Source organism: Streptomyces sp. NPDC043680 (genome assembly GCF_056436685.1).
Genome location: NZ_JBWKCE010000012.1, coordinates 135915 through 155897 on the forward strand (window position 1 = coordinate 135915; position 19983 = coordinate 155897).

The following is a 19983-nucleotide window of genomic DNA, read 5'->3' on the forward strand; positions in this document are numbered from 1 at the left end:
CGCCACCCCGATCAGCTCCGGTCCCCGCTGAGCGCGCGCAGACGCCGAACCGTGCTGGCCGTGTGCTGTCTGAGCATGTTCCTCGTGGGCCTGGACACCACCATCGTCAATGTGGGTCTGCCCGCCATCGGGCGGGGCCTGGGCGTCGGGACGCGCAGTCTCGAATGGACCGTGGACGCCTACACCTTCGTCCTGGCAAGCCTTCTGATCACCTCCGGCGCACTCGCGGACCGGTTCGGCCGCCGCAAGGTGTTCCAGTGCGGACTGCTCGTCTTCGGTGCGGCCTCGCTGGCCTGCGCGGCCGCCCCGTCGGTGGGCGCGCTCATCGCCGCCCGCGCCGTGCAGGGGATCGGCGCCTCGATGCTCAGTCCCGTGGCGCTCGCGATCGTGGTGAACGCGATGCCCGACCCGAAGGAGCGGGCGCAGGCGATCGGCGTCTGGGCGTCGGTCTTCGGCCTCAGCATGGCCGCCGGCCCGGTGACGGGCGGCGCCCTCATCGACGGGTTCGGCTGGCGGTCGGTGTTCTGGATCAATGCGCCGGTCATCGTGGCCGCCCTGGTGCTGAGCAGGCTGTTCGTGCCGGAGTCCCGTGCTCCGCAGGCGCGGCGGCTCGACCTCCCGGGCCAGGCCCTGCTGGCCGTGGTCATCGGGGGCTCGGTCGGCGTCCTCATCGAAGGGCCGCGGATCGGCTGGACCTCGCTCACGGCGTTGGCCGCGTACGGGGTCGTCGCGGCGGCGACGGTCGCATTCGTACGGGTCGAATCCCGCCGGGCCGAGCCGCTGGTGGATCCGCGGCTCTTTCGGCGTCCGCTCTTCACCGGCGCGGTCCTGGGGGCCGTCGCGGTCTTCGTCGCCCTGAACACGACCCTGCTGCTCACCACCCTCTACCTGCAGCACACCCGGCAGTGGACGCCCCTGGCCGCTGGGGTGGCGGCCCTGCCCATGGCCCTCGGAGCGACGGTCTGCGCACCCTGGTCGGGGCGCCTGGTCGGCAGGACCGGGCCGCGGCTGCCGCTGGTCCTGGCGGGCGGCTTCATCGCCGCGGGCGGGCTCTGCCTGGTCGGGCTGGACCGGCACACGCCCGTCCCGCTGCTCCTGCTCGCCTACCTGCTGATCGGCATCGGAGTCGGCTTCGCCAACGCCCCGATCACCAACACCGCGGTGAGCGGGCTGCCGCCCGCCCGCGCCGGGGTGGCCGGGGCGATCACCTCGACGGCACGCCAGTTCGGCGCGGCGCTGGGCATCGCCGTCGCCGGCGGCCTGGTCGCCGGTGCCGACCCGGCCCGGCTCGCCCAGGCGTCCCGGCCGGGCTGGGTCCTGGTCGCGGCCTGCGGGATGCTCCTGCTGCCGGTCGCCCGCGCCGCGCGGCCGGACGGCGCTCAGACCGCCGTCGGGGCGTGGCTGCCCTGGAGGCGTTCGAGGTCCGAGGGGCGGACCTGAATGGCGAAGAGGGCGATGGCGGCTCCGACCAGGGTGAAGGCCGCCGCCACGATGAAGGCCGCACTGACGCCCGAGGTGAGGACCTGGTCGCCCCAGGGGTCCGGGAGCATGCCGGTGCGCCGGAAGGAGGCCCGCTGTTCGGGGGTGGCGGTGGCCAGGAAGGCCGGGACCTGGGTGTGCGCCTCGTTCCGGCTGGCCGTGCCGAAGACGGTGACCAGGATGGACAGCCCGAGTGAGCCGCCCACCTGCTGCATCGTGTTGAGCAGCCCGGAGGCCGCGCCGGACTCCCGGTCGGGGACGTTGGACAGTGCCATCAGGGTCAGCGAGACGAACTGCAGGCCCATGCCGAGGCCGAAGATGAGCATGGGGCCCAGGATGCTTCCCAGGTAGGTGGAGTGGACGTCGGTCCGGGTCAGCCAGGCCAGGCCGGCCGCCGTACACAGTGCGCCGGCCACCATGAACGGCTTCGGGCCGTACCTCGGGAGCAGTTGCGAGGCGCAGCCCGCGCCGACCGCGATGATCGCGCTGATCGGCAGGAAGGCGAGCCCCGCCCGCAGCGGGCTGAAGCCCAGCACGTTCTGCACGAACAGGGTCAGGAAGAAGAACATGCCGAAGATGGCGCAGGCCAGCATCAGCATGATCCCGTACGTGCCGGCCCGGTTCCGGTCGGCGAACATGTGCAGGGGGGTGATCGGCTGCGGCGAGCGCCGCTCGTCCACGACGAACAGGGTCAGCAGGACGACGGCGGCGCCGAAGGAGCCGAGCGTCAGCGGGTCGCGCCAGCCGTCCTGGGCCGCGCGGATGAACCCGTAGACGAGGGCGACCATGCCGGCGGTGCCGAGCAGCGCCCCCGCGGCGTCGAAGTGCCCGGCGTGCCGCTCGGATTCGCGGAGCACCTTGACGGCCGCCAGGGCGATCAGCGCGGCGATCGGGACGTTGACGAAGAGCACCCAGCGCCAGTCGAGCCACTCGACGAGAATGCCGCCGGCCAGCAACCCGACCGCGCCGCCGCCTGCGGAGACGGCGGCGAAGACGCCGAAGGCGCGGTTGCGCGCCGGGCCTTCGCGGAAGGTCGTGGTGATCAGTGCGAGCGCGGTCGGCGAGGCGATGGCACCGCCCACGCCCTGCAGCGCGCGGGCCGCCATCAACTGGCCGGCGTTCTGGGCGAGTCCGCCCAGCAGGGAGGCCAGGCCGAAGAGCAGGACACCGCAGATGAAGACGCGCTTGCGGCCGAGGATGTCGCCGGTGCGCCCGCCGAGGAGCAGCAGGCCGCCGAAGGTGAGGGTGTAGGCGTTGACCACCCAGGAGAGGCTCTCGGTGGAGAAGCCGAGCCCGGTCTGGATGTGCGGCAGCGCGATGTTCACGATGGTGATGTCGAGGACGACCATGAGCTGGCATGAGGCGATGACGCACAGGGCGAGTCCGTTCCCGCTGCCCCGGACCTTGCCGTCGGTCCCGTTCCTGGTCGGCGATGCGTTCCGGTCCACCTTTTCGACGCTAAACCTGCCCCGACGGGCACACCACTCGAATGGACTAATAACCAGCGGTGTACCGTGTGGTATTTCACATGTCACACTGCTACCCATGGACGATTTCCTCAGGCTCTCCGCCGACACGGCCCGCTTCACGTACGGCGCCCCGCGGGCGTTCACCTTCGGCGACGAGGGCCGGCTCCTCTGGTTCCTGCGCTCCACCGGCCCCACCGACGCCTTCGACAGCCTCTGGGTCCTCGACACCGCCACCGGCGCCGAAACCCGCCTCGCCGACCCCCGCACCCTCGCCCCCGCACCCGGCCCCCTTCCCGCCGCCGAGCGCCGACTGCGCGAGCGGACCCGGCTCGTGGCCGCCGGGATCGGCTCGTACGCCCTCTCCGGCGACGGCCGCCGCGCCGTCTTCGCGCTGTACGGCCGGCTGTACGCGGTCGACTGCGACGGCGCCGGCCGGCCCGAGGAGATCCCGGCCCCCGGACCCGCCCTGGACCCGCGCCTGAACGCCGACGGCACCCGCACCGCCTACGTCGCCGACGACGCCCTCCATATGTGGCCCGGCGGCCGGATCAGCCCCGCCGACGGCGCCCGCTGGGGCCTCGCCGAGTTCGCCGCGGCCGAGGAACTGGGCCGCGCCCGCGGCCACTGGTGGTCCCCCGACGGGCTCACCCTGCTCGCCGCCCGCGTCGACGAATCAGCCCTTCAGCGGCGCTGGTTCGCCGACCCCGCCCACCCCGAGCTGCCGGCCGAGGACTTCGCGTACCCCGAGGCGGGCGGGCCCAACGCCGACGTGCAGCTGTGGGTGCTGGGCCCCGACGGCGGGCGGGTCCGGCTCGACTGGGACGCGGAACGGTACCCGTACGTCTCCGACGCCGACTGGGAGTCGGCCACCGAGATCCTGCTCACCGTCCAGGACCGCCTCCAGCAGAACGTGCTGCTGCTGAGCGCCGACCCGGCCACCGGCCGCACCCGGGAACTGTCGCGCACCACGCACCCCCAGTGGGTCGACCCGCTGGTGCCCGGCACACCGGCCCGGCTCGCCGACGGCCGGATGCTCACGGCCGCCGACACCCCCGGCGGAGCCGCCCGCGCCCTCGCCGTGGACGGCAAGCTGCTCACCGGGGACGACCTCCAGGTCCGCCGCGTGGCCGGCGTCCACCAGGACCGGCTGCTGATCGAGGCCGGGCAGCGTGACCCCGCCGAGCAGCAGGTGCTGCTGCTGGATCCGGGAACCGGCGAGCTGACCCCGCTCGCCGACGGACCCGGGGTGCACAGCGTCCTCGCGCAGGCCGGGACGCTGCTGCTGACCTGCGCCGACGCCGACGGCATTCGCCGCACCGTGCGCACCGCCGACGGGCGGGTGTCCGCCCCCGCCGACCTGTCCGAGCCGCTGCCGTACCGGGTGGTCCCGGTGCTGGAGCGGGTCACCGAGCACGGCGTCCCCACGGCGCTCGTCCTGCCCCGCGGCCATGTCCCCGGCACCCGGCTGCCCGTCCTGGTCGACGGCTACGGCGGCCCCGGCTTCCAGGACGTCAGCGCCGAACCGCGCCGCTGGCAGCACCGCCAGTGGTGGGCCGACCAGGGCTTCGCGGTGGTGACCATCGACAACCGCGGCACCCCGTACGTCTCGCCCGCCTTCACCCACGCCATGCACCGGGGGTTCTCCGAGGTCACCCTCCAGGACCAGGTCGCGGCCCTGCACGCGCTGGCCGAACGCCACGGCGACCTCGACCTCGGCCGGGTCGGGGTGCGCGGCTGGTCCTACGGCGGCTACCTGTCCGCGCTGGCGGTGCTGCGCCGCCCCGACGTCTTCCACGCGGCGGCGGCCGGGGCCGCGCCCACCGACTTCCGCCACTACGACACGGCGTACACCGAGCGCTACCTGGGCCTGCCCCGGGAGCACCCCGAGGTGTACGAGCGGGACTCCCTGATCGCGGACGCCCCGAAACTGTCCCGGCCCCTGCTGCTCGTGACCGGGCTGGCCGACGACAACGTCCACCCCTCCCACACGCTGCGGCTGTCCCAGGCGCTGACGGACGCGGGCCGCCCGCACCGGCTCCTGGTCCTGCCCGGGGTCACGCACATGACCCCGCACGGCGCGCGAGAGAAGATCATGACCCAGGAACTGGACTTCTTCCGCCGGGAACTGGGGCTGTAACGGCGAAGAACCCCGGAGCCGATCGTGTCGGCTCCGGGGTTCCTCCTTTCCCGGGGTCCCGTCAGGCGCCCGGGGCCCTTGCGCTACACCAGATGGCAGGCCACCTCGCGTGAGGCGGCGAGCCTCAGCAGCGGCCGCTCGGTGCGGCAGATCTCCTGCGCCATGGGACAGCGCGGGTGGAAGGTGCACCCCGGGGGCGGGGCGGCCGGGCTCGGCGGATCACCGAGCAGCACGATCCGCTCACGCCGCCGCTCGGCCGCCGGATCGGGCAGCGGCACGGCGGACAGCAGCGCCCGGGTGTACGGGTGCTGGGGGTTCTCGTACAGGGCGCGCTTCTCGCCCATCTCCACGATCCGGCCGAGGTACATGACGGCCACCCGGTCGCTGACCCGCTTGACCACGGAGAGGTCGTGTGCGATGAACACGTAGGCGAGGCCGAGTTCGCGGCGCAGCCGCTCCATCAGGTTGACGATCTGGGCCTGTACGGAGACGTCGAGCGCGGAGACGGGTTCGTCGGCGATGATCAGCCGCGGGCTGGTGGCCAGCGAGCGGGCGATGCCGATGCGCTGGGCCTGCCCGCCCGAGAACTCGTGCGGGTAGCGGTCGATGTGCTCCGGAATCAGCCCGACCAGCTCCATCAGCTCGGCCGCGCGGCGGCGGGCGTCCGAGGCCGACGAGCCCTGCACGAGCAGCGGATCGGAGATGATCCGGGCCACCGTCTGGCGGGGGTTGAGGGAGGAGTGCGGGTCCTGGAACACCATCTGGATGTCGCGGCGCAGCGGGCGCAGGGCCCGCTGGGAAAGCCGGCTGATGTCCTTGCCCTCGAAGGCGATGCTGCCCGAGGTGGGTTCCAGCAGCCGTACCAGCATCCGGCCGGTCGTGGACTTCCCGCACCCCGACTCGCCGACCAGGCCGAGGGTCTGGCCGGCCGCCAGGTCGAAGGAGACCCCGTCGACGGCGCGCACGGGCGCCCCCCGGCGCCCGGTCGCCGACCGCCGGCCGGGGAAGGCCATGGTGAGGTCCCGTACGGAGAGCAGGGTGTCGGAGGACGAAGTGCCGGAGGGTGAGGTTCCGGCGGGCAGGGTGTCGGTGGTCATCGGGCCGCCTCCGCGGTGCTGCGGTCTCCGGCGAAGTGGCAGGCCACGCTCCGCCCGGGCTGTTTCCCGTACGCCTCCCACTGCGGCCGTACGTCGGTGCAGCGCGCCGCCGCCTTCGGACAGCGCGGGGCGAACGCGCAGCCCGGGGCCGGTGCGAGCAGGGAGGGCGGCGCGCCGGGGATGGCCCGCAGCGGCTCGTCGTCGGGGTCGTCCAGCCGGGGCAGCGAGTCCAGCAGGCCCCGGGTGTACGGGTGGGCGGGTTCGGTGAAGAGGGCGTCGGCGCCCGCCTGCTCGGCGGCCCGGCCGCCGTACATGACCAGCACCTCGTGGGCGACGCGGGCGACCACCCCCAGGTCGTGGGTGATCATCACCACGCCGAGGCCGCGCTCCTCCTGGAGCCGGGCGATCAGCTCCAGGATCTGCGCCTGTACGGTCACGTCGAGCGCGGTGGTGGGCTCGTCGGCGATCAGCAGGTCGGGCTCGCAGGCCAGGGCCATCGCGATCATCGCGCGCTGGCGCATCCCGCCGGAGAACTGGTGGGGGTACTCCCCCGCCCGGCGGGCCGGTTCCGGGATGCCGACCTCGCCGAGCATGTCGACGGCGCGGCGGCGGGCGGCGGCCCGACCGGCCTTGAAGTGGACCCGGACGTGCTCGGCGATCTGCTCGCCGACCGTGTAGTACGGGTGCAGGCTGGACAGCGGGTCCTGGAAGATCATGGCCATCTTGCGGCCGCGGAGCCGGGAGAGCGCCTTCTCGGACATCCCGGTCAGCTCCTGCCCGGCGAGCCTGATGGAGCCGGTGACCTCGGCGCCCCGGTGCAGGCCCATGACGGCGAGCGAGGTGACCGACTTGCCGGACCCGGACTCCCCGACGATGCCGAGCGTGCGCCCGGCCTCCACCGTGAAGCCGAGCGAGTCGACGGCCCGTACGGGGCCGTGCGGGGTGGTGAACGTGACGCGCAGATCACGTACTTCAAGGAGAGCGGCGTCGTGTGGAGCGGCCATCAGTACCTCACCCTCGGGTCGATGACGGCGTACAGGAGGTCGACCGCGAGGTTGGCGACGACGATGAAGAAGGCGGCGAGCAGCGTCACCCCGAGGACGACCGGCTGGTCGGAGCTGACGAGGGCGCCGTAGAACAGCCGCCCGATGCCGGGGAGCCCGAAGATGGACTCGGTGATGACGGCTCCGGCGAGCAGCCCGCCCAGGTCCATGCCGAAGATGGTGAGGATCGGTGTCATGCCGGAGCGCAGGCCGTGCTTGACGACGACGGTGCGTTCGGGCATGCCCTTGGCGCGGGCGGTGCGGATGTACGGCTCGGCCATCGCCTCGATCATCGACCCGCGGCTCTGGCGGGCGTACATGGCGGCGTACAGCAGCGCGAGCGCGGTCCAGGGCAGCAGCAGGTTCGAGGCCCAGGCGAGCGGGTTGTCGGCGAAGGCCTGGTAGGTGGGGTAGGGCAGGAGCCCGGCGACGCGGATGACTCCGTAGATGAGCATCACGGAGGTGAAGTACACCGGCAGGGAGGCCGCGGCGACCGCGCCGACCATCAGGGCCTTGTCGGTGGCGGTGTCCTTGCGCAGGGCGGCGGTCACGCCGGCGCCGAGGCCGAGGACCAGCCACAGCACGGCGGCGCCGAGGGCGAGCGAGGCCGAGACGGGCAGGCGGTCCATCAGCAGGTCCCACACGGGCAGGGAGTTCTCGTACGAGTAGCCCAGGCAGGGGAAGTCGCACTGGACGGCGTACTGGCCGGTGCCGAGGGTGCGGCCGGTGAAGATGCCGGTGAGGAAGTCGAGGAACTGCCGCCACAGCGGCTGGTCCAGGCCCAGGTACTCCCTTACGTCGGCGAGCCGTTCGGCGCTGCAGGTCTTGCCGCAGGCGGCCGCGGCCGGGTCGGAGGGCAGGACGTAGAAGATGGTGAAGGTGACGGCGGCGATGGCGAGCAGGACACCCGCCAGGGCGAGCAGCCGGCGCAGGAGGTAGAGGATCAACTGCGGCCGCCCCTCGGGTCCAGGATGTCGCGCAGGGCGTCTCCGAGCAGGGTGAAGGCGAGCACCGCGAGGAAGAGGAAGGTGCTCGGGATGACGAAGTAAATGGGATCGGTCTCGTAGAAGGCCACGGACTCGGCGATCATCTGGCCCCAGGACGGGGTCGGCGGGCGGACGCCCACGCCGAGGTAGCTCAGCGCCGCCTCGGTGCTGATCATGCCGGGGATCAGCAGGGTGGTGTAGGCGATCACCGGTCCGGAGACGCCCGGGAGGATGTCTCGGGTCAGGATCCGCCAGGAGCCGGCGCCGCCGGCGCGTGCGGCGTCGACGTATTCGCGGTGTTTCAGGGAGAGGGTCTGGCCGCGGACGACGCGCGCGACGCCGGGCCAGCCGAAGATGCCGATGACGGCGGTCATGAGGACGATCCGGTTGACGTCCTTCGCCACCGACAGCATCGCGATCATGAAGATGAGGGAGGGGAAGGACATGGTCAGGTCCATCAGGCGGGACAGGACCGTGTCGGTGCGCCCGCCGAAGTAGCCGGCGGCGATCCCGGCGGCGGTGCCCGCCACCACGACGATGGCGGTGGCGGCGAAGGCGATGAGCAGCGAGACCTGGGCGCCGGTCACGACGCGGGCGAACAGGTCGCGGCCGGAGACGGGTTCGACGCCGAGCCAGTGCTCGGGGCTGATCCCCCCGAGGTCTCCGAGCGGGAGGCCCCCGAGGTAGGGGTCGACGGCGTTCTTGTCGAACTCGTCGGGGGACCAGCCACCGAGCGCGCCCAGCCAGGGCGCGGTCAGGGCCATCAGGACGAAGAGGAGGACGACGCCGAGGCCGACGCGGACGGCGGGGCGGCGGCGCAGTTCCCGCCGGGCGAGCTGCCAGGGGCTGCTGCCCGCGGGGACGCCCTCGGCCGGGGCGTGCGCGGCGGGTGCGGGGCCGGGTGCGGAGCCGGGTGCCGGTGCGGAGCCGGGTCCGGGTACGGAGCCGGGGCCGGATGCGGTGGTGGTCATGACGCTGGCTGCCTGCCCCGCCTCAGCCCTGGCTCTTCGACGGGTCCTTGAGACCGACGGTGGCGTAGTCGATGGTGCCGGTCCACACGGGGTGGCCGTACGCCCCCGCGATGTTGGGGCCGACCAGCAGCGGCTTGCGCTCCAGCAGGACCGGCACGGACGGGGACTTCTTCATGATCTCCGCGTCGAGGTCGATCCAGGCCTGGTTGGCCTGCTTGGCGTCGGTCATGGCGTTGATCTCGTCGATCCGCTTCATGGTGGCCTCGTCGCGGAACTGGCTGTAGTTGCCCTGGTTGCCCTTGTCCTTGATGGTGCGCCCGTCGAAGACGAAGGGGATCCAGGTCGAACCGGAGGGGTAGTCGGGGCACCAGCCGGTGAGGGTCATGTCGGGGGTGGTGGACAGGTCGCCGATGACGTCGTAGTAGGCGCCCGGGTCGACGGTGTCGATGACCACCTCGATGCCCGCCCGGGCCAGGCCCTGCTGGATCGCCTCGGCCTTGCCCTTGTCGCCGGTGGAGACGGCGAGGGAGACCTTCAGGGTCTCCTTGCCCGCGGCCTTGAGGAGCTCCTTGGCCTTGGCGGGGTCGCCGGCCGGCGCGATCTTCAGGGTGTCGGCCTGCTTGCCGCCGGTGAGGGCCGGGGGCAGGTAGGCGGTGGCGACCTCGTTGAGGGCCGGGCCGCCGCCGGCGGTGACCACGGCCTCCTTGTCGACGGCGTACTGCATGGCCTCGCGGACCTTGGGGTCGTTGAAGGGGGCGCGGGAGTTGTTCAGGTGGAGCATCTCCGTACAGCCCTGGGACTCGGCGAGGAGGCGGGCCTTGACGTCGGCCTTGGGCAGCACCTTGGGGGCGCTCTCGGGGCGCATGTCGAAGTACTGGACGGCAGAGGCGTCGGCGCCCTCGCCGGCGATGATGCGGTCGTCGATCTGGCCGCCCTTGAGGCCCATGACCATGACGAACTTGTCGGGGTAGGCCTTTCTGACGGTGTCGGTCTTCGGGTCCCAGTGCTCGTTGCGGACGAGTACCAGCTTCTTGTCGCGGTCGTACGTCTCGATCTTGTACGGGCCGGAGGAGAAGGGACGGGCGTCGTACTGGGTGCCCTTCTCCTGGGCCTGCGGTACGGGCGCGAAGGTGGGGAGGGTGGCGGTGGCCGAGAACTCGGCGACGGGCCGCTTGAGTTCGAAGACGATCGTGCGGTCGTCGGGGGTCTTGACGGAGTCGAGGTGCTGCCCCTGGAGCGGGCCCTTGTAGCCCTCGGTGCCCGCGAGGTACTGGGCGGCGTAGTCGGGGCCGCCGGTGAGGTCGGGGGCGAAGGAGCGCTCGACGTTGTACTTGATGTCCTGGGCCTTGATCGGCGAGCCGTCCTCGTACTTCAGGCCCTCCTTGAGGGTGAAGGTCCAGGTCTTGCCACCGTTGGAGGAGGTGCCGAGGTCGGTGGCGAGGTCGGGGACGAGCTCGCTGCCGGCCTTGCCGGGCTCGGCCTTGAAGGTGACGAGCGTGCGGTAGAGGAGGCGGGTGCCGAAGTCCATCGCCGGCATGACCCAGTTGCGGGCGGGGTCGAGGTGGGCGAAGTCCTGGTTCGACAGCACCGTGAGGGTGCCGCCCTTGGCGGGGGTGCCGCCGAGGACCTTGCCGTCGTTGGCGGCGGCGGGGTTCGGGGCACCGCCGTCCGCAGAGCCCTTCTTGGGGTCGGAGCAGCCCGAGGCGCCGAGTGCGAGAGCCGCCACCAGAGCGGTGGCGAGGGCGAGTTGGGTGCGCTTGGTCATGGTCACTCCAGTGAAGGGCCGCGCTCTAGGGTGTGACCGGTAACATAGTAATGTGAAATTGCACTGACAAGACTTCGGTGCCCCCGTTATCCAGCCGTGTCCAAATCGGCCCCCGTGAAGGGCAGTTGTGAGCCGCACCGGCGCCCACCGGGTCCGTCGCCGTGATGCGGGCGGTCGTCGACCATGCGGCCGCGGCGGGCGACCCCGTGAGGGTGCGTCAGCTGACGGGCCGCGGCACCGTCTCCCGGGGGATGCGCGGGACGCGGCGGGCCTCCGCCAGGAGTTCGGCGCTGGTCGCGCGGGGGTTCGCCGGGCAGGGCCGGAAGGGGCCCGGCGGAGTGCGGAACCAGGCGAAGTGCGGGCTCAGGGCCCCGGTGTCGGGGTGGCGGCGGGTGAAGTGGAGCACTCCCGCGTTGGCGACGGGTCCGGTGTGGCGGTAGTACTCCGTCCACGTGGCGGGCGTATGGCCGGCCAGCAGGAACGCGAGGGCCTGGAGGGTGTCGGCATGGCTGACGGCGACGGCGGCCCGGGCGGGCTCGGCCAGCAGGGCGGCGAGCGGCACGCGCACCCGGTGGATCACGTCGGAGAGCGACTCGCCGCCGGGCGGCCCCCAGTGGACGGGGTGTTCCTCGCCCCGGGCGAGTTCGGCCCGCTGCCGCTCGGGGGTGAGGTGGTCCCACTCCCCCCATTCCCGCTCCCGCAGGCCGAGATCGAGCTGCCAGGCGCTGCCCGGGAGGTCGAGGAGGGCGGCCGTTTCCACCGCGCGCGTCAGCGGGGACACGGCGCAGGCGAGCGGGCCGGCCGGGATCCGGTCGCGCAGCCAGGCGCCCGTCGCGGCCGCCTGCTCCTCGCCCTTGGGGGTGAGCCGCCACTCCCACTGCGGCCGGGTGAAGACCCGGCGCGCGTACGCGCTGTCCCGCTCCCGGTAGGCGGCGTTGCCCTCGCTCTCCCCGTGCCGCACCAGGAACACGTCTTCCACCGCGATCCCGAGTTCCCCCACACCGGCCTCCGAACTGGTCGTCGTGGAAGGAGTGTCCCAGCAGGGCGCCGGTCCCGACAGGGGAATCCCCCGATCGGGGGGCCCGGTTCGGGGCCGGGTTCGGGCGCCCGAACCGGGGGCCCGGTTCGGGTCGGCGGGCAGGGCTTCGTACCCGGCGCCCGGTCGCGCTAACCGAGGCCGGAGCCGAGGCCCCCGGGCGTGCGGCCCACCGGTTCGTCGCGGCTCTGGGCCCACAGGGAGCGGACGTGGCCGAGGTGGCGGACCATGCAGGCCTCGGCCGCCTCCGCGTCGCCGCTGATCATCAGGTCCAGCAGCTCGATGTGCTCCTCGGCCGAGGAGACCAGTTTCCCGGCCTCGTCCAGGCCCGTCAGCCCGTACAGCCGGGACCGCTTGCGCAGGTCGCCCACCGTCTCGACCAGCCGGTCGTTGCCCGCGAGGCCGAGCAGGGAGAGGTGGAAGCGGCGGTCCGCCTCCAGGTAGCCGATGAGGTTGTGCTCGCGGGCGCTGGTGACGATCTCCTCCGCGATGGGGCGCAGCGCCTCCAGCTCTTCGGTGGTGGCGATCTTCGTGATCCGGCCGATGGTCGGCACCTCGATCATGGTGCGCAGTTCGGTGTACTGGTCCAGGTCGCGCTCGCTGACCTCGGTGATCCGGAAGCCCTTGTTGCGGACCGGTTCCACCAGGCCCTCGCGGGCCAGGTCGAGCATCGCCTCGCGGACCGGTGTGGCGGAGACGCCGAGCTCGGCGGCCAGGCCGGGCGCGGAGTAGACGCTGCCGGGGCGCAGCTCGCCCGCTATCAGAGCTGCTCGGAGGGCGTGGCCGACCTGGTCGCGGAGCCGTTCCTGGGCCTTGATGAGACTGTGCTGCTTCAGGTCACCCATTGCTCTTCCTCCGACACCCTTCACGCCACCGACGTGCAGAGGAACAGCGTACAATGTCACGTTTCGCTGCTCTCTCCGGCGGCGAGGTACATCGCCACCGCCACAGCGAGATCTTCCCAGGCCATGCCCACGCTCTTGAAGAGCTGTGGACAACTCTGTGTCCCGCTCACCGGCATGCGGCCGGTCACCAGGTCGGCCAGGGTGCCGTTGATATGACCGGGCCCGATGGCCCCCTCGGCCTCCGGAACCAGCAGGTCCCCCGCCTCCCGCAGGGCCGCCGCCCGCGACTCCACGTACAAGGCCGCCCGTCGCACGAGGGCCGTGTCGGTCTCCCGCGCGTCCGGCTCGTGGGAGCCGACCGCGGCGACCACCGCACCCGGGTCCACCAGGCGCCCGTCGAACAGCGGTTCACGAGCCGTCGTACAGCAGATCACCAGATCGGCGCCCGCCACGTCCTGCGGGCTTCCGCTGCGGGCGGGGACCCCGAGGGTGCGGGCGTACGCCGCGAGCTCCTCCGCACCGGCCGGATTCCGGGCGACCACCACCGCCTCCGACAACTCCCGCACGGCCAGAGCCGCGTCGAGGTGGCCGTAGGCCTGCGGACCGGAGCCGAAGAGCACCAGCCGCAGGGGCCGCCCCGCGGGGGCCAGGTGGCGCAGGGCCAGCGCCGAGACCGCCGGGGTGCGCAGTGCCGTGAGGGCCGCGCCGTCGAACAGCGCCAGCGGCTGCAGGGTCGGGCCGTCCAGCAGCAGGTAGGAGCCGGTGATCCGGGGCAGGCCGAGCGCCCGGTTGCCCGGCGCCACCCCCGCGACCTTCACCCCGGCGTACGCCCCCGACGCGGCGGGCATCAGCAGCAGCTCCCCGCCCGGCACGGCCAGGGCGCTGCGCGGGGGCCCCGCCTCCGGGTCCAGCCCGGCGAGCAGGGCGTCCGCCAGCGCGTCCGCCGCCGCGGCCGGGGTGAGCAGCGCGGCCATCCGCTCGGCCCCGAACTGGGGGATCACAGCAGGAACCCGGCGCCGAGGGCGTCCTGCGGGTCGAGCGTGAAGAGGTGCTCACCGGTGCGGTACGCCGCCCCGGTGACCTCCGTGACCAGGCCGGCGCCCATCCCCGCGGGGTCCTGCGGGACCAGCCGGCCGGTGAACACCGTGCCCGCCACCGACTCGTGCAGCAGGTCCTCGCCCGGGCCGAGCCGCCCGTCCTCCGCCAGCAGCGCGAGGCGCGCCGAGGTCCCCGAGCCGCAGGGCGAGCGGTCGATCTGCCCGTCGGCGAACACGGTGACATTGCGCTGGTGCGGGCCGAAAGGGGTGTCGGGCAGCTCCTCGTACAGGATCACCCCGTACACCCCCGACAGCAGCGGCCCGCCCGGGTGCCAGGTCCCCGGGTGCGTGGCGAGGGCGGCGCGGATCTCCCGGCCGGCCCGGACCAGGTCGGGCAGCGCGGCCCGGGAGACCTCCAGGCCCAGGTCGCGGGCGGTGACGGAGGCGTAACAGGCCCCGGCGTGGGCGATGTCCACCTCCGCCAGCCCGAGGGTGGTGGCGACCGGCACCTTCCGGGCGCCCACCCGGGCCGGGACGTTGCGGAAGGTGACCCCGGTGGTGCGGCCCCCGGCCCGGTGCACGGTCGCGCCGACCCGCCCCGAGGGCACGTCGATCCGTACCCGGACGTCCCCGTCGGCGGGGGCGGCGACCCGGCCGGTGTCCACGGCCCAGGCGCCGAGCGCCATCGTGCCGTGGCCGCAGGCGGTGGAGTAGCCGTCCTTGTGCCAGAACAGCACCCCGAAGTGGGCCCCGTCGTCGTCCGGGGGCACGACGAACCCGCCGTACATCCCGGCGTGGCCGCGCGGCTCCTGCACGAGCAGGCGCCGTACGTCGTCCAGCGGGCCCCGGCGCGGGGCCGTCCCGGAGCCCCCGGGGCCGATCGCGGTGGCGCAGCGCTCGGCGACGGTGTCGCCGGGCACGGGCGGGAGCCCTGCTGCGGCGGCGTCGACGATCCGGAAGGGCTCGCCGGCGGTGTGGTAGTCCTCGGTCCGCACGGTGGGCATCACAAGAGGAACCCTCCGGGGAAGGGGTCGGACGGGTCGAGGAAGTACTGGGCGGTCCCGGTGATCCAGGCCCGTCCGGTGACGGTGGGCACGACGGCGGGCCGGCCGCCCACCGTGGTGTCACCGATCAGCCGGCCGGTGAACTCGGTCCCGATGAAGGACTCGTTGACGAAGTCGGCGCCGAGGTCCAGCAGTCCGCGGGCGTGGAGCTGGGCCATGCGCGCGCTCGTACCCGTACCGCAGGGCGAGCGGTCGAACCAGCCCGGGTGGATGGCCATGGCGTGCCGGGACCGGCGCGCGTCGGAGCCGGGGGCCGCGAGGTAGACGTGCTTGACGCCGGCGATGCCCGGGTTCTCGGGGTGGACGGGCCGGTCGCCCGAGGCGTTGATCGCGTCCATGACGGCGAGGCCTGCCGCGAGCAGGTCGCCCTTGCGGGCGTGGTCGAAGGGCAGGCCGAGGGCGTCGAGTTCGACGAAGGCGTAGAAGTTCCCGCCGTAGGCAAGGTCGTAGGTGACCGTGCCGTACCCGGGGACCTCGGCCTTCAGGTCGAGTCCGACGCAGAAGGAGGGGACGTTGGTGAAGGTGACGGCGGTGGCCGCGCCGTCCTCGACGCGGACGTCGACGCTCACCAGCCCCGCCGGGGTGTCGAGACGGACGGTGGTGACCGGCTCGACGGCCTCCACCATGCCCGTCTCGACCAGGACGGTGGCGACCCCGATGGTTCCGTGCCCGCACATGGGCAGCAGGCCAGACACCTCGATGTAGAGCACCCCGAAGTCGGCGTCGGGCCGGGTGGGGGGCTGGAGGATGGCGCCGCTCATCGCGGAGTGGCCCCGCGGCTCGTACATCAGCAGGGTCCGGACGTGGTCCATGTGCTCGATGAAGTGGAGCCGCTTGTCGGCCATGGTGGCGCCCGGGATCACTCCGACTCCCCCGGTGATCACCCGGGTCGGCATGCCCTCGGTGTGCGAGTCCACCGCGTGGTAGACGTGGCGTGTACGCATGGGGGTCCCCCGTCGGCTAGTTGAGGCCCTCGGCAAGGGCCTTCTCGGTCGCGGCGCGGACGGCCGCCTCGGTCTCCCCGGTGAGCGGGAAGCGCGGCGGGCGGGTCGCTCCGCCGGGGCGTCCGGCCAGGTCCATGGAGAGCTTGATGGCCTGGACGAACTCGGTCTTGGAGTCCCAGCGCAGCAGGGAGTGCAAGGACTTGTAGAGGGGCAGCGCGGTGGCGAGGTCGCCGGCGACCGCGGCCCGGTAGAGGGTGGCGCAGGAGCTCGGCAGGGCGTTGGGGTAGCCGGCGATCCAGCCGACCGCGCCGGCCAGGGCCAGTTCGAGCAGCACGTCGTCGGCGCCGATCAGCAGGTCGAGGCCGGGGGCGAGCTCGGCGATCTCGTAGGCCCGGCGGACGTCCCCGCTGAACTCCTTGACGGCGACGATGGATCCGTCCCCGTGCAGCCGGGCGAGCAGGCCGGGGGTCAGGTCCACCTTGGTGTCGATGGGGTTGTTGTACGCGACGACGGGCAGGCCGGTACGGGCGACCTCGGCGTAGTGGGCGCGCACGGTCGCCTCGTCGGCGCGGAAGGCGTTGGGCGGCAGCAGCAGGACGGACCCGGCGCCGGCCTCGGCGGCCTGGTCGGCCCAGCGGCGGGCCTCGGCGCTGCCGTAGGCCGCGACACCGGGCATCACGCGGGCGCCGTCCCCGGCCGCCTCGACGGCGGTGCGGACGACGCGGGCCCGCTCCTCGTCGGTGAGGGTCTGGTACTCCCCGAGGGAGCCGTTGGGGACCACGCCGTCACAGCCGTTCTCGATGAGCCAGGCGACGTGCTCGGCATACGCGTCGTAGTCGACGCTGAGGTCCTCGCGCAGCGGGAGCGCGGTGGCGACCATGATTCCGTGCCAGGGGCGGGTACGGGGCAGGGCGGGCGCGGGGGTGTGCGCGTGGGTCATGAGAGCTCCCTAGAGTGATGTGTGACATTTTACTAGTGGGTGTGAAGGGACCACAAGGGTCCGGATCCGCCGGATCGCCGGATCAGCCCCCGGCGGGCGGCAGTTCGGCCAGGTGGCGCAGCGGGACCGGGCAGGACAGGGGCCGCCGGTCGGCCGCGGGCTCCGCGCCGGCGAGGGCCGCCACCGCGGGACCGCACATGCGGCCCTGGCACCAGCCCATTCCGGCCCGGGTGAGCAGTTTGACGGTACGGGCGTCCCGGGCGCCCAGGTCGGCCACGGCCTCGCGGATCCGGCCGACCGGGACTTCCTCGCAGCGGCACACGTCGGTGTCGTCGCGCAGCCAGCCGGTCCATCCCGGGCCCGGGCGGTGGGCGGCGCCCATCGCCTCGGCGAAGCCGCGCAGCCGCGCGCGGCGCCGCCGCAGGGCGGCCGGCACGGGCGCGCCGGCCACCGCACGCGCGGCGATCTCCCCCTCGGCCAGGGCCAGTTGGGCGCCGCCGATGCCGCCGGTCTCACCGGCGGACCAGATGCCGGGTACGGAGGTCCGCTGCTGCTCGTCCACCTCCAGGGCGACGGTGCCGTCGGCGCAGGAGCGGGTGGCGCAGCCGAGGCCGGTCGCCAGCTCCAGCTGCGGGACGAGCCCGTGGCCGACGGCGAGGGCGTCGCAGGGGATCCGGCGGGCCGTGCCGGGGACCGGGCGCCAGTCCCGGTCGAGGCGGGCCACGGTGACGGCCTCGACCCGGTCGCGGCCGTGCGCCTCGGTGACGGCGTGCCGGGTCAGGAGGCGGATGCCGTGGCGGAGCAGGGCGCTGCCGTACGTGGCGCCTTCGCCGAGCTTGCCGGGGTTGCGCAGCAGGGCGCGGGTGTGGGCGGCGTATCCGGTGTAGGCGGCGCCCTCGACCACGGCGGGTACCCGGGCTCCGGCCGCGGCGAGCGACCCGGCCACGGCGAGCAGCAGCGGCCCGCTCCCGGCGACGACGACCCGCCGGCCCGGCAGGACGAGCCCGCCCTTGAGCATGGCCTGTGCCCCGCCGGCCCCGACGACCCCGGGCAGGGTCCACCCGGGGAAGGGGAGTTGCCGCTCGTAGGCCCCGGTGGCGAGGAGGACGGCGCGGGCGTGGACGGTGGCGGCGGTCTCCTCCGGACCCGCGACGGCGTACAGGGCCCAGCGGCCCCGGCGGGTAGGGCCGTCCCCGCGGCCGGCGCCGCCCCCGTCCCCACCTCCGTCCTCACCCTCGTCGCGGACCACGGTCCAGACGTGGTGGCCCGGGCGGTACGTGATCCGGCCGGCCGATTCGTGGGCCCGCAGGGCGGCTTCACGGTCGGCGTAGGCGGCCCAGCCGTGGTGCAGGGCCTCGGGCCGGGCGGCGCCCAGGCCGGGCGCGGGGTGGCGGTAGTACTGGCCGCCGGGCCGTTCTCCCGCGTCCAGGACGGTGACGCGCAGCCCGAGCCCGGCGGCGGTGACGGCGGCGGCGAGCCCGGCGGGCCCGGCTCCGACGACGGCGAGGTCGTACACCGCTCGGTCAGACGGCGAGGTCGGCACGGCCGGTCCCTTCCTGGGTGGTGACGGTGTCCCCGGGGTGGGCGGGGACGAGGCAGGCGCGCTGGTTCGGGCGCCCGTTGACGGTGACGAGGCAGTCGTGGCAGCTGCCGATGCCGCAGAACACCCCGCGGGGGGCGCCGCCTTCGCGGGTGGTCCGCCAGGCGAGGATCCCGGCGGCCCAGAGCACGGCCGCGATGCTCTGCCCCGCCTGGGCGGTGAGCTCCCGGCCGTCGAAGCGCAGGACGTACGTCGCGGTCGGGGCTCCACCGACGAGGGTGCGTGGTGTCCGGGTCATCGGCCGTTCTCCTTCGGCGTGGTGCGGGTCATCGGGCGGACTCCGGACCGGCGGACGGCCCGAAGCGGTCCGGGCGGAACGCCTCGGGCGGCAGCGGGGGTTCGGCTCCGGTGAGGGCGGCGGCGACGAGCAGGCCCGTCGCCGGGGCCAGTCCGATGCCCGCGCCCTCGTGGCCGCAGGCGTGCAGCAGTCCCTGGACCCGGGGGTCCGGGCCGATCGCCGGCAGGTGGTCGGGCAGGTACGGACGGAAGCCGTGGTAGGTGCGCAGGACCCGGACATCGCCCAGGACCGGGAACAGGGCGGCCGCCTGGACGGCGAGGCGCCGCAGCGCCTCCACCGACAGGGAGCGGTCGAAGCCGACGCGCTCCCGGGTCGCCCCGATGAGCACCGGGCCCGCCGGGGTGCCCTCGACCACGGCCGAGGACTGCAGGGCCGCGGATCCGCTCGCGACGTCCGCGATGTAGTCGGCGGCGTAGACCTTGTGCCGGACCACCCGCGGCAGCGGCTCCGTCACCAGCACGAACCCGCGCCGCGGCAGCACCGGGAGGCTCACCCCGGCCAGTTCCGCGATGCGGCCGCCCCAGGTGCCCGCCGCGTTGACCACCGCGGGGGCGAGGAGTTCACGGCTGCGGGTGCGGACCCCGCGGACCCCCCGTACCCCGCCGGACCCTCGGGTCTCCGTGAGGATGCCGGTCACCTCCTCGCCGAGGTGCAGTTGCGCCCCCGATGCGGCCAGCAGCCACGCCGCCGCCTGGGCCGGCTGGACCTGGGCGTCCTGCGGGTAGTGGAAGCCGCCCGCATGGCCCGGGGCCAGGTGGGGTTCCAGCTCGCGCAGGTCGTGGGGGCCCGCCTCGACGGCGTCGACCCCGGCCGCGCGCTGCCCCTCCGCGAAGGCCCGCAGCGCCTTGAGCGTGGCCTCGTCCGGGGCGACGACGAGGCCGCCCTTGGCCTCGTACTCGACCTCTGCCGGCAGCAGCGCGGCGAGTTCGCGCCACAGGCCGGCCGACAGCAGGGCGAGGTCGAGCTCCGGTCCGGCCTCCTTGTCGGAGACGAGGAGGTTGCCCTCCCCGGCGCCCGTCGTGCCGCCCGCGACGGGGCCTCGGTCGACGACGGCCACGGAGAGTCCGGAGCGGGCGGCGTAGTACGCGCATGCGGCTCCGACGACGCCGGCACCGATGATCACGACGTCCAGGGGATGTCTCTTGGGCACGGCAGTAATATGTCACATTCTTTTAGAGGTGCCTAGGGTGTGCGGGCGGGTGCCCAGGCGGGGTGTCCAGGCGCCGGGGGGATCCTGGTGCCGCCGGCCCGGTCCTGGTCGGGAGACCGGAC

At 73.8% G+C, this 19983-nt stretch carries 17 protein-coding genes; 2 read left to right on the plus strand and 15 right to left on the minus strand.

Features of this window, described 5'->3' with window-relative positions; translation table 11 throughout:
• The first annotated feature begins 75 nt into the window (after positions 1-75).
• A complete protein-coding gene (locus AC0666_RS23455; RefSeq protein WP_478708253.1) occupies positions 76-1440 on the plus strand; it encodes an MFS transporter in 1365 nt (454 codons plus the stop codon).
• Here the strand turns inward: AC0666_RS23455 and AC0666_RS23460 are convergent.
• Positions 1380-2927, minus strand: a complete 1548-nt coding sequence (locus AC0666_RS23460) for an MFS transporter (protein ID WP_468971541.1) — start codon at positions 2925-2927, stop codon at positions 1380-1382. The genes AC0666_RS23455 and AC0666_RS23460 overlap by 61 nt on opposite strands.
• Positions 2928-3024: 97 nt before the next feature.
• Between AC0666_RS23460 and AC0666_RS23465 the strand changes: the two genes are divergently transcribed.
• The gene (locus AC0666_RS23465; protein WP_468971539.1) at positions 3025-5085 is read left to right on the plus strand and encodes a S9 family peptidase; all 2061 of its coding nucleotides are present in this window, start codon (positions 3025-3027) and stop codon (positions 5083-5085) included.
• 83 nt (positions 5086-5168) lie between these two features.
• Here AC0666_RS23465 and AC0666_RS23470 read toward each other — a convergent pair whose 3' ends face one another.
• The 14 genes from AC0666_RS23470 to AC0666_RS23535 form a co-directional block, all read right to left on the minus strand.
• Complete coding sequence (locus AC0666_RS23470; RefSeq protein ID WP_468971537.1) at positions 5169-6182, minus strand: ABC transporter ATP-binding protein; 1014 nt, start codon at positions 6180-6182, stop codon at positions 5169-5171.
• Positions 6179-7186 carry an ABC transporter ATP-binding protein gene (locus AC0666_RS23475; RefSeq protein WP_468971535.1) on the minus strand — a complete coding sequence of 336 codons (1008 nt, stop codon included), beginning with the start codon at positions 7184-7186 and terminating at the stop codon, positions 6179-6181. The genes AC0666_RS23470 and AC0666_RS23475 overlap by 4 nt, the downstream gene beginning before the upstream one ends.
• Positions 7186-8172, minus strand: a complete 987-nt coding sequence (locus AC0666_RS23480; RefSeq protein WP_468585346.1) for an ABC transporter permease — start codon at positions 8170-8172, stop codon at positions 7186-7188. Before AC0666_RS23480 ends, AC0666_RS23475 begins: the two co-directional genes overlap by 1 nt.
• Positions 8169-9182, minus strand: coding sequence for an ABC transporter permease (locus tag AC0666_RS23485; RefSeq protein ID WP_478708233.1), 1014 nt, complete (start codon positions 9180-9182; stop codon positions 8169-8171). Before AC0666_RS23485 ends, AC0666_RS23480 begins: the two co-directional genes overlap by 4 nt.
• Before the next feature lie 22 nt (positions 9183-9204).
• On the minus strand, positions 9205-10947 hold the full coding sequence (locus tag AC0666_RS23490; RefSeq protein ID WP_468971531.1) for an ABC transporter substrate-binding protein: 1743 nt from the start codon (positions 10945-10947) through the stop codon (positions 9205-9207).
• A gap of 217 nt (positions 10948-11164) precedes the next feature.
• Positions 11165-11947 carry a histidine phosphatase family protein gene (locus tag AC0666_RS23495; protein WP_468971529.1) on the minus strand — a complete coding sequence of 261 codons (783 nt, stop codon included), beginning with the start codon at positions 11945-11947 and terminating at the stop codon, positions 11165-11167.
• Between the two features lie 167 nt (positions 11948-12114).
• Positions 12115-12828, minus strand: coding sequence for a GntR family transcriptional regulator (locus tag AC0666_RS23500; protein WP_468585342.1), 714 nt, complete (start codon positions 12826-12828; stop codon positions 12115-12117).
• A 56-nt stretch (positions 12829-12884) separates the two neighbouring features.
• The gene (locus AC0666_RS23505) at positions 12885-13802 is read right to left on the minus strand and encodes an ornithine cyclodeaminase family protein (protein WP_478708254.1); all 918 of its coding nucleotides are present in this window, start codon (positions 13800-13802) and stop codon (positions 12885-12887) included.
• Positions 13803-13825: 23 nt separating this feature from the next.
• A complete protein-coding gene (locus AC0666_RS23510) occupies positions 13826-14869 on the minus strand; it encodes a proline racemase family protein (protein WP_468971527.1) in 1044 nt (347 codons plus the stop codon).
• A complete protein-coding gene (locus AC0666_RS23515; protein ID WP_468971525.1) occupies positions 14869-15873 on the minus strand; it encodes a proline racemase family protein in 1005 nt (334 codons plus the stop codon). Before AC0666_RS23515 ends, AC0666_RS23510 begins: the two co-directional genes overlap by 1 nt.
• Before the next feature lie 16 nt (positions 15874-15889).
• The gene (locus AC0666_RS23520; RefSeq protein WP_468971523.1) at positions 15890-16813 is read right to left on the minus strand and encodes a dihydrodipicolinate synthase family protein; all 924 of its coding nucleotides are present in this window, start codon (positions 16811-16813) and stop codon (positions 15890-15892) included.
• Between the two features lie 82 nt (positions 16814-16895).
• A complete protein-coding gene (locus AC0666_RS23525) occupies positions 16896-18356 on the minus strand; it encodes an FAD-dependent oxidoreductase (protein ID WP_478708234.1) in 1461 nt (486 codons plus the stop codon).
• Positions 18337-18651: a (2Fe-2S)-binding protein gene (locus AC0666_RS23530; RefSeq protein WP_468971519.1), complete on the minus strand. Its 315-nt coding sequence runs from the start codon at positions 18649-18651 to the stop codon at positions 18337-18339. Before AC0666_RS23530 ends, AC0666_RS23525 begins: the two co-directional genes overlap by 20 nt.
• A gap of 28 nt (positions 18652-18679) precedes the next feature.
• Positions 18680-19861, minus strand: coding sequence for an NAD(P)/FAD-dependent oxidoreductase (locus AC0666_RS23535; RefSeq protein ID WP_478708235.1), 1182 nt, complete (start codon positions 19859-19861; stop codon positions 18680-18682).
• Between the last annotated feature and the right edge of the window lie 122 nt (positions 19862-19983).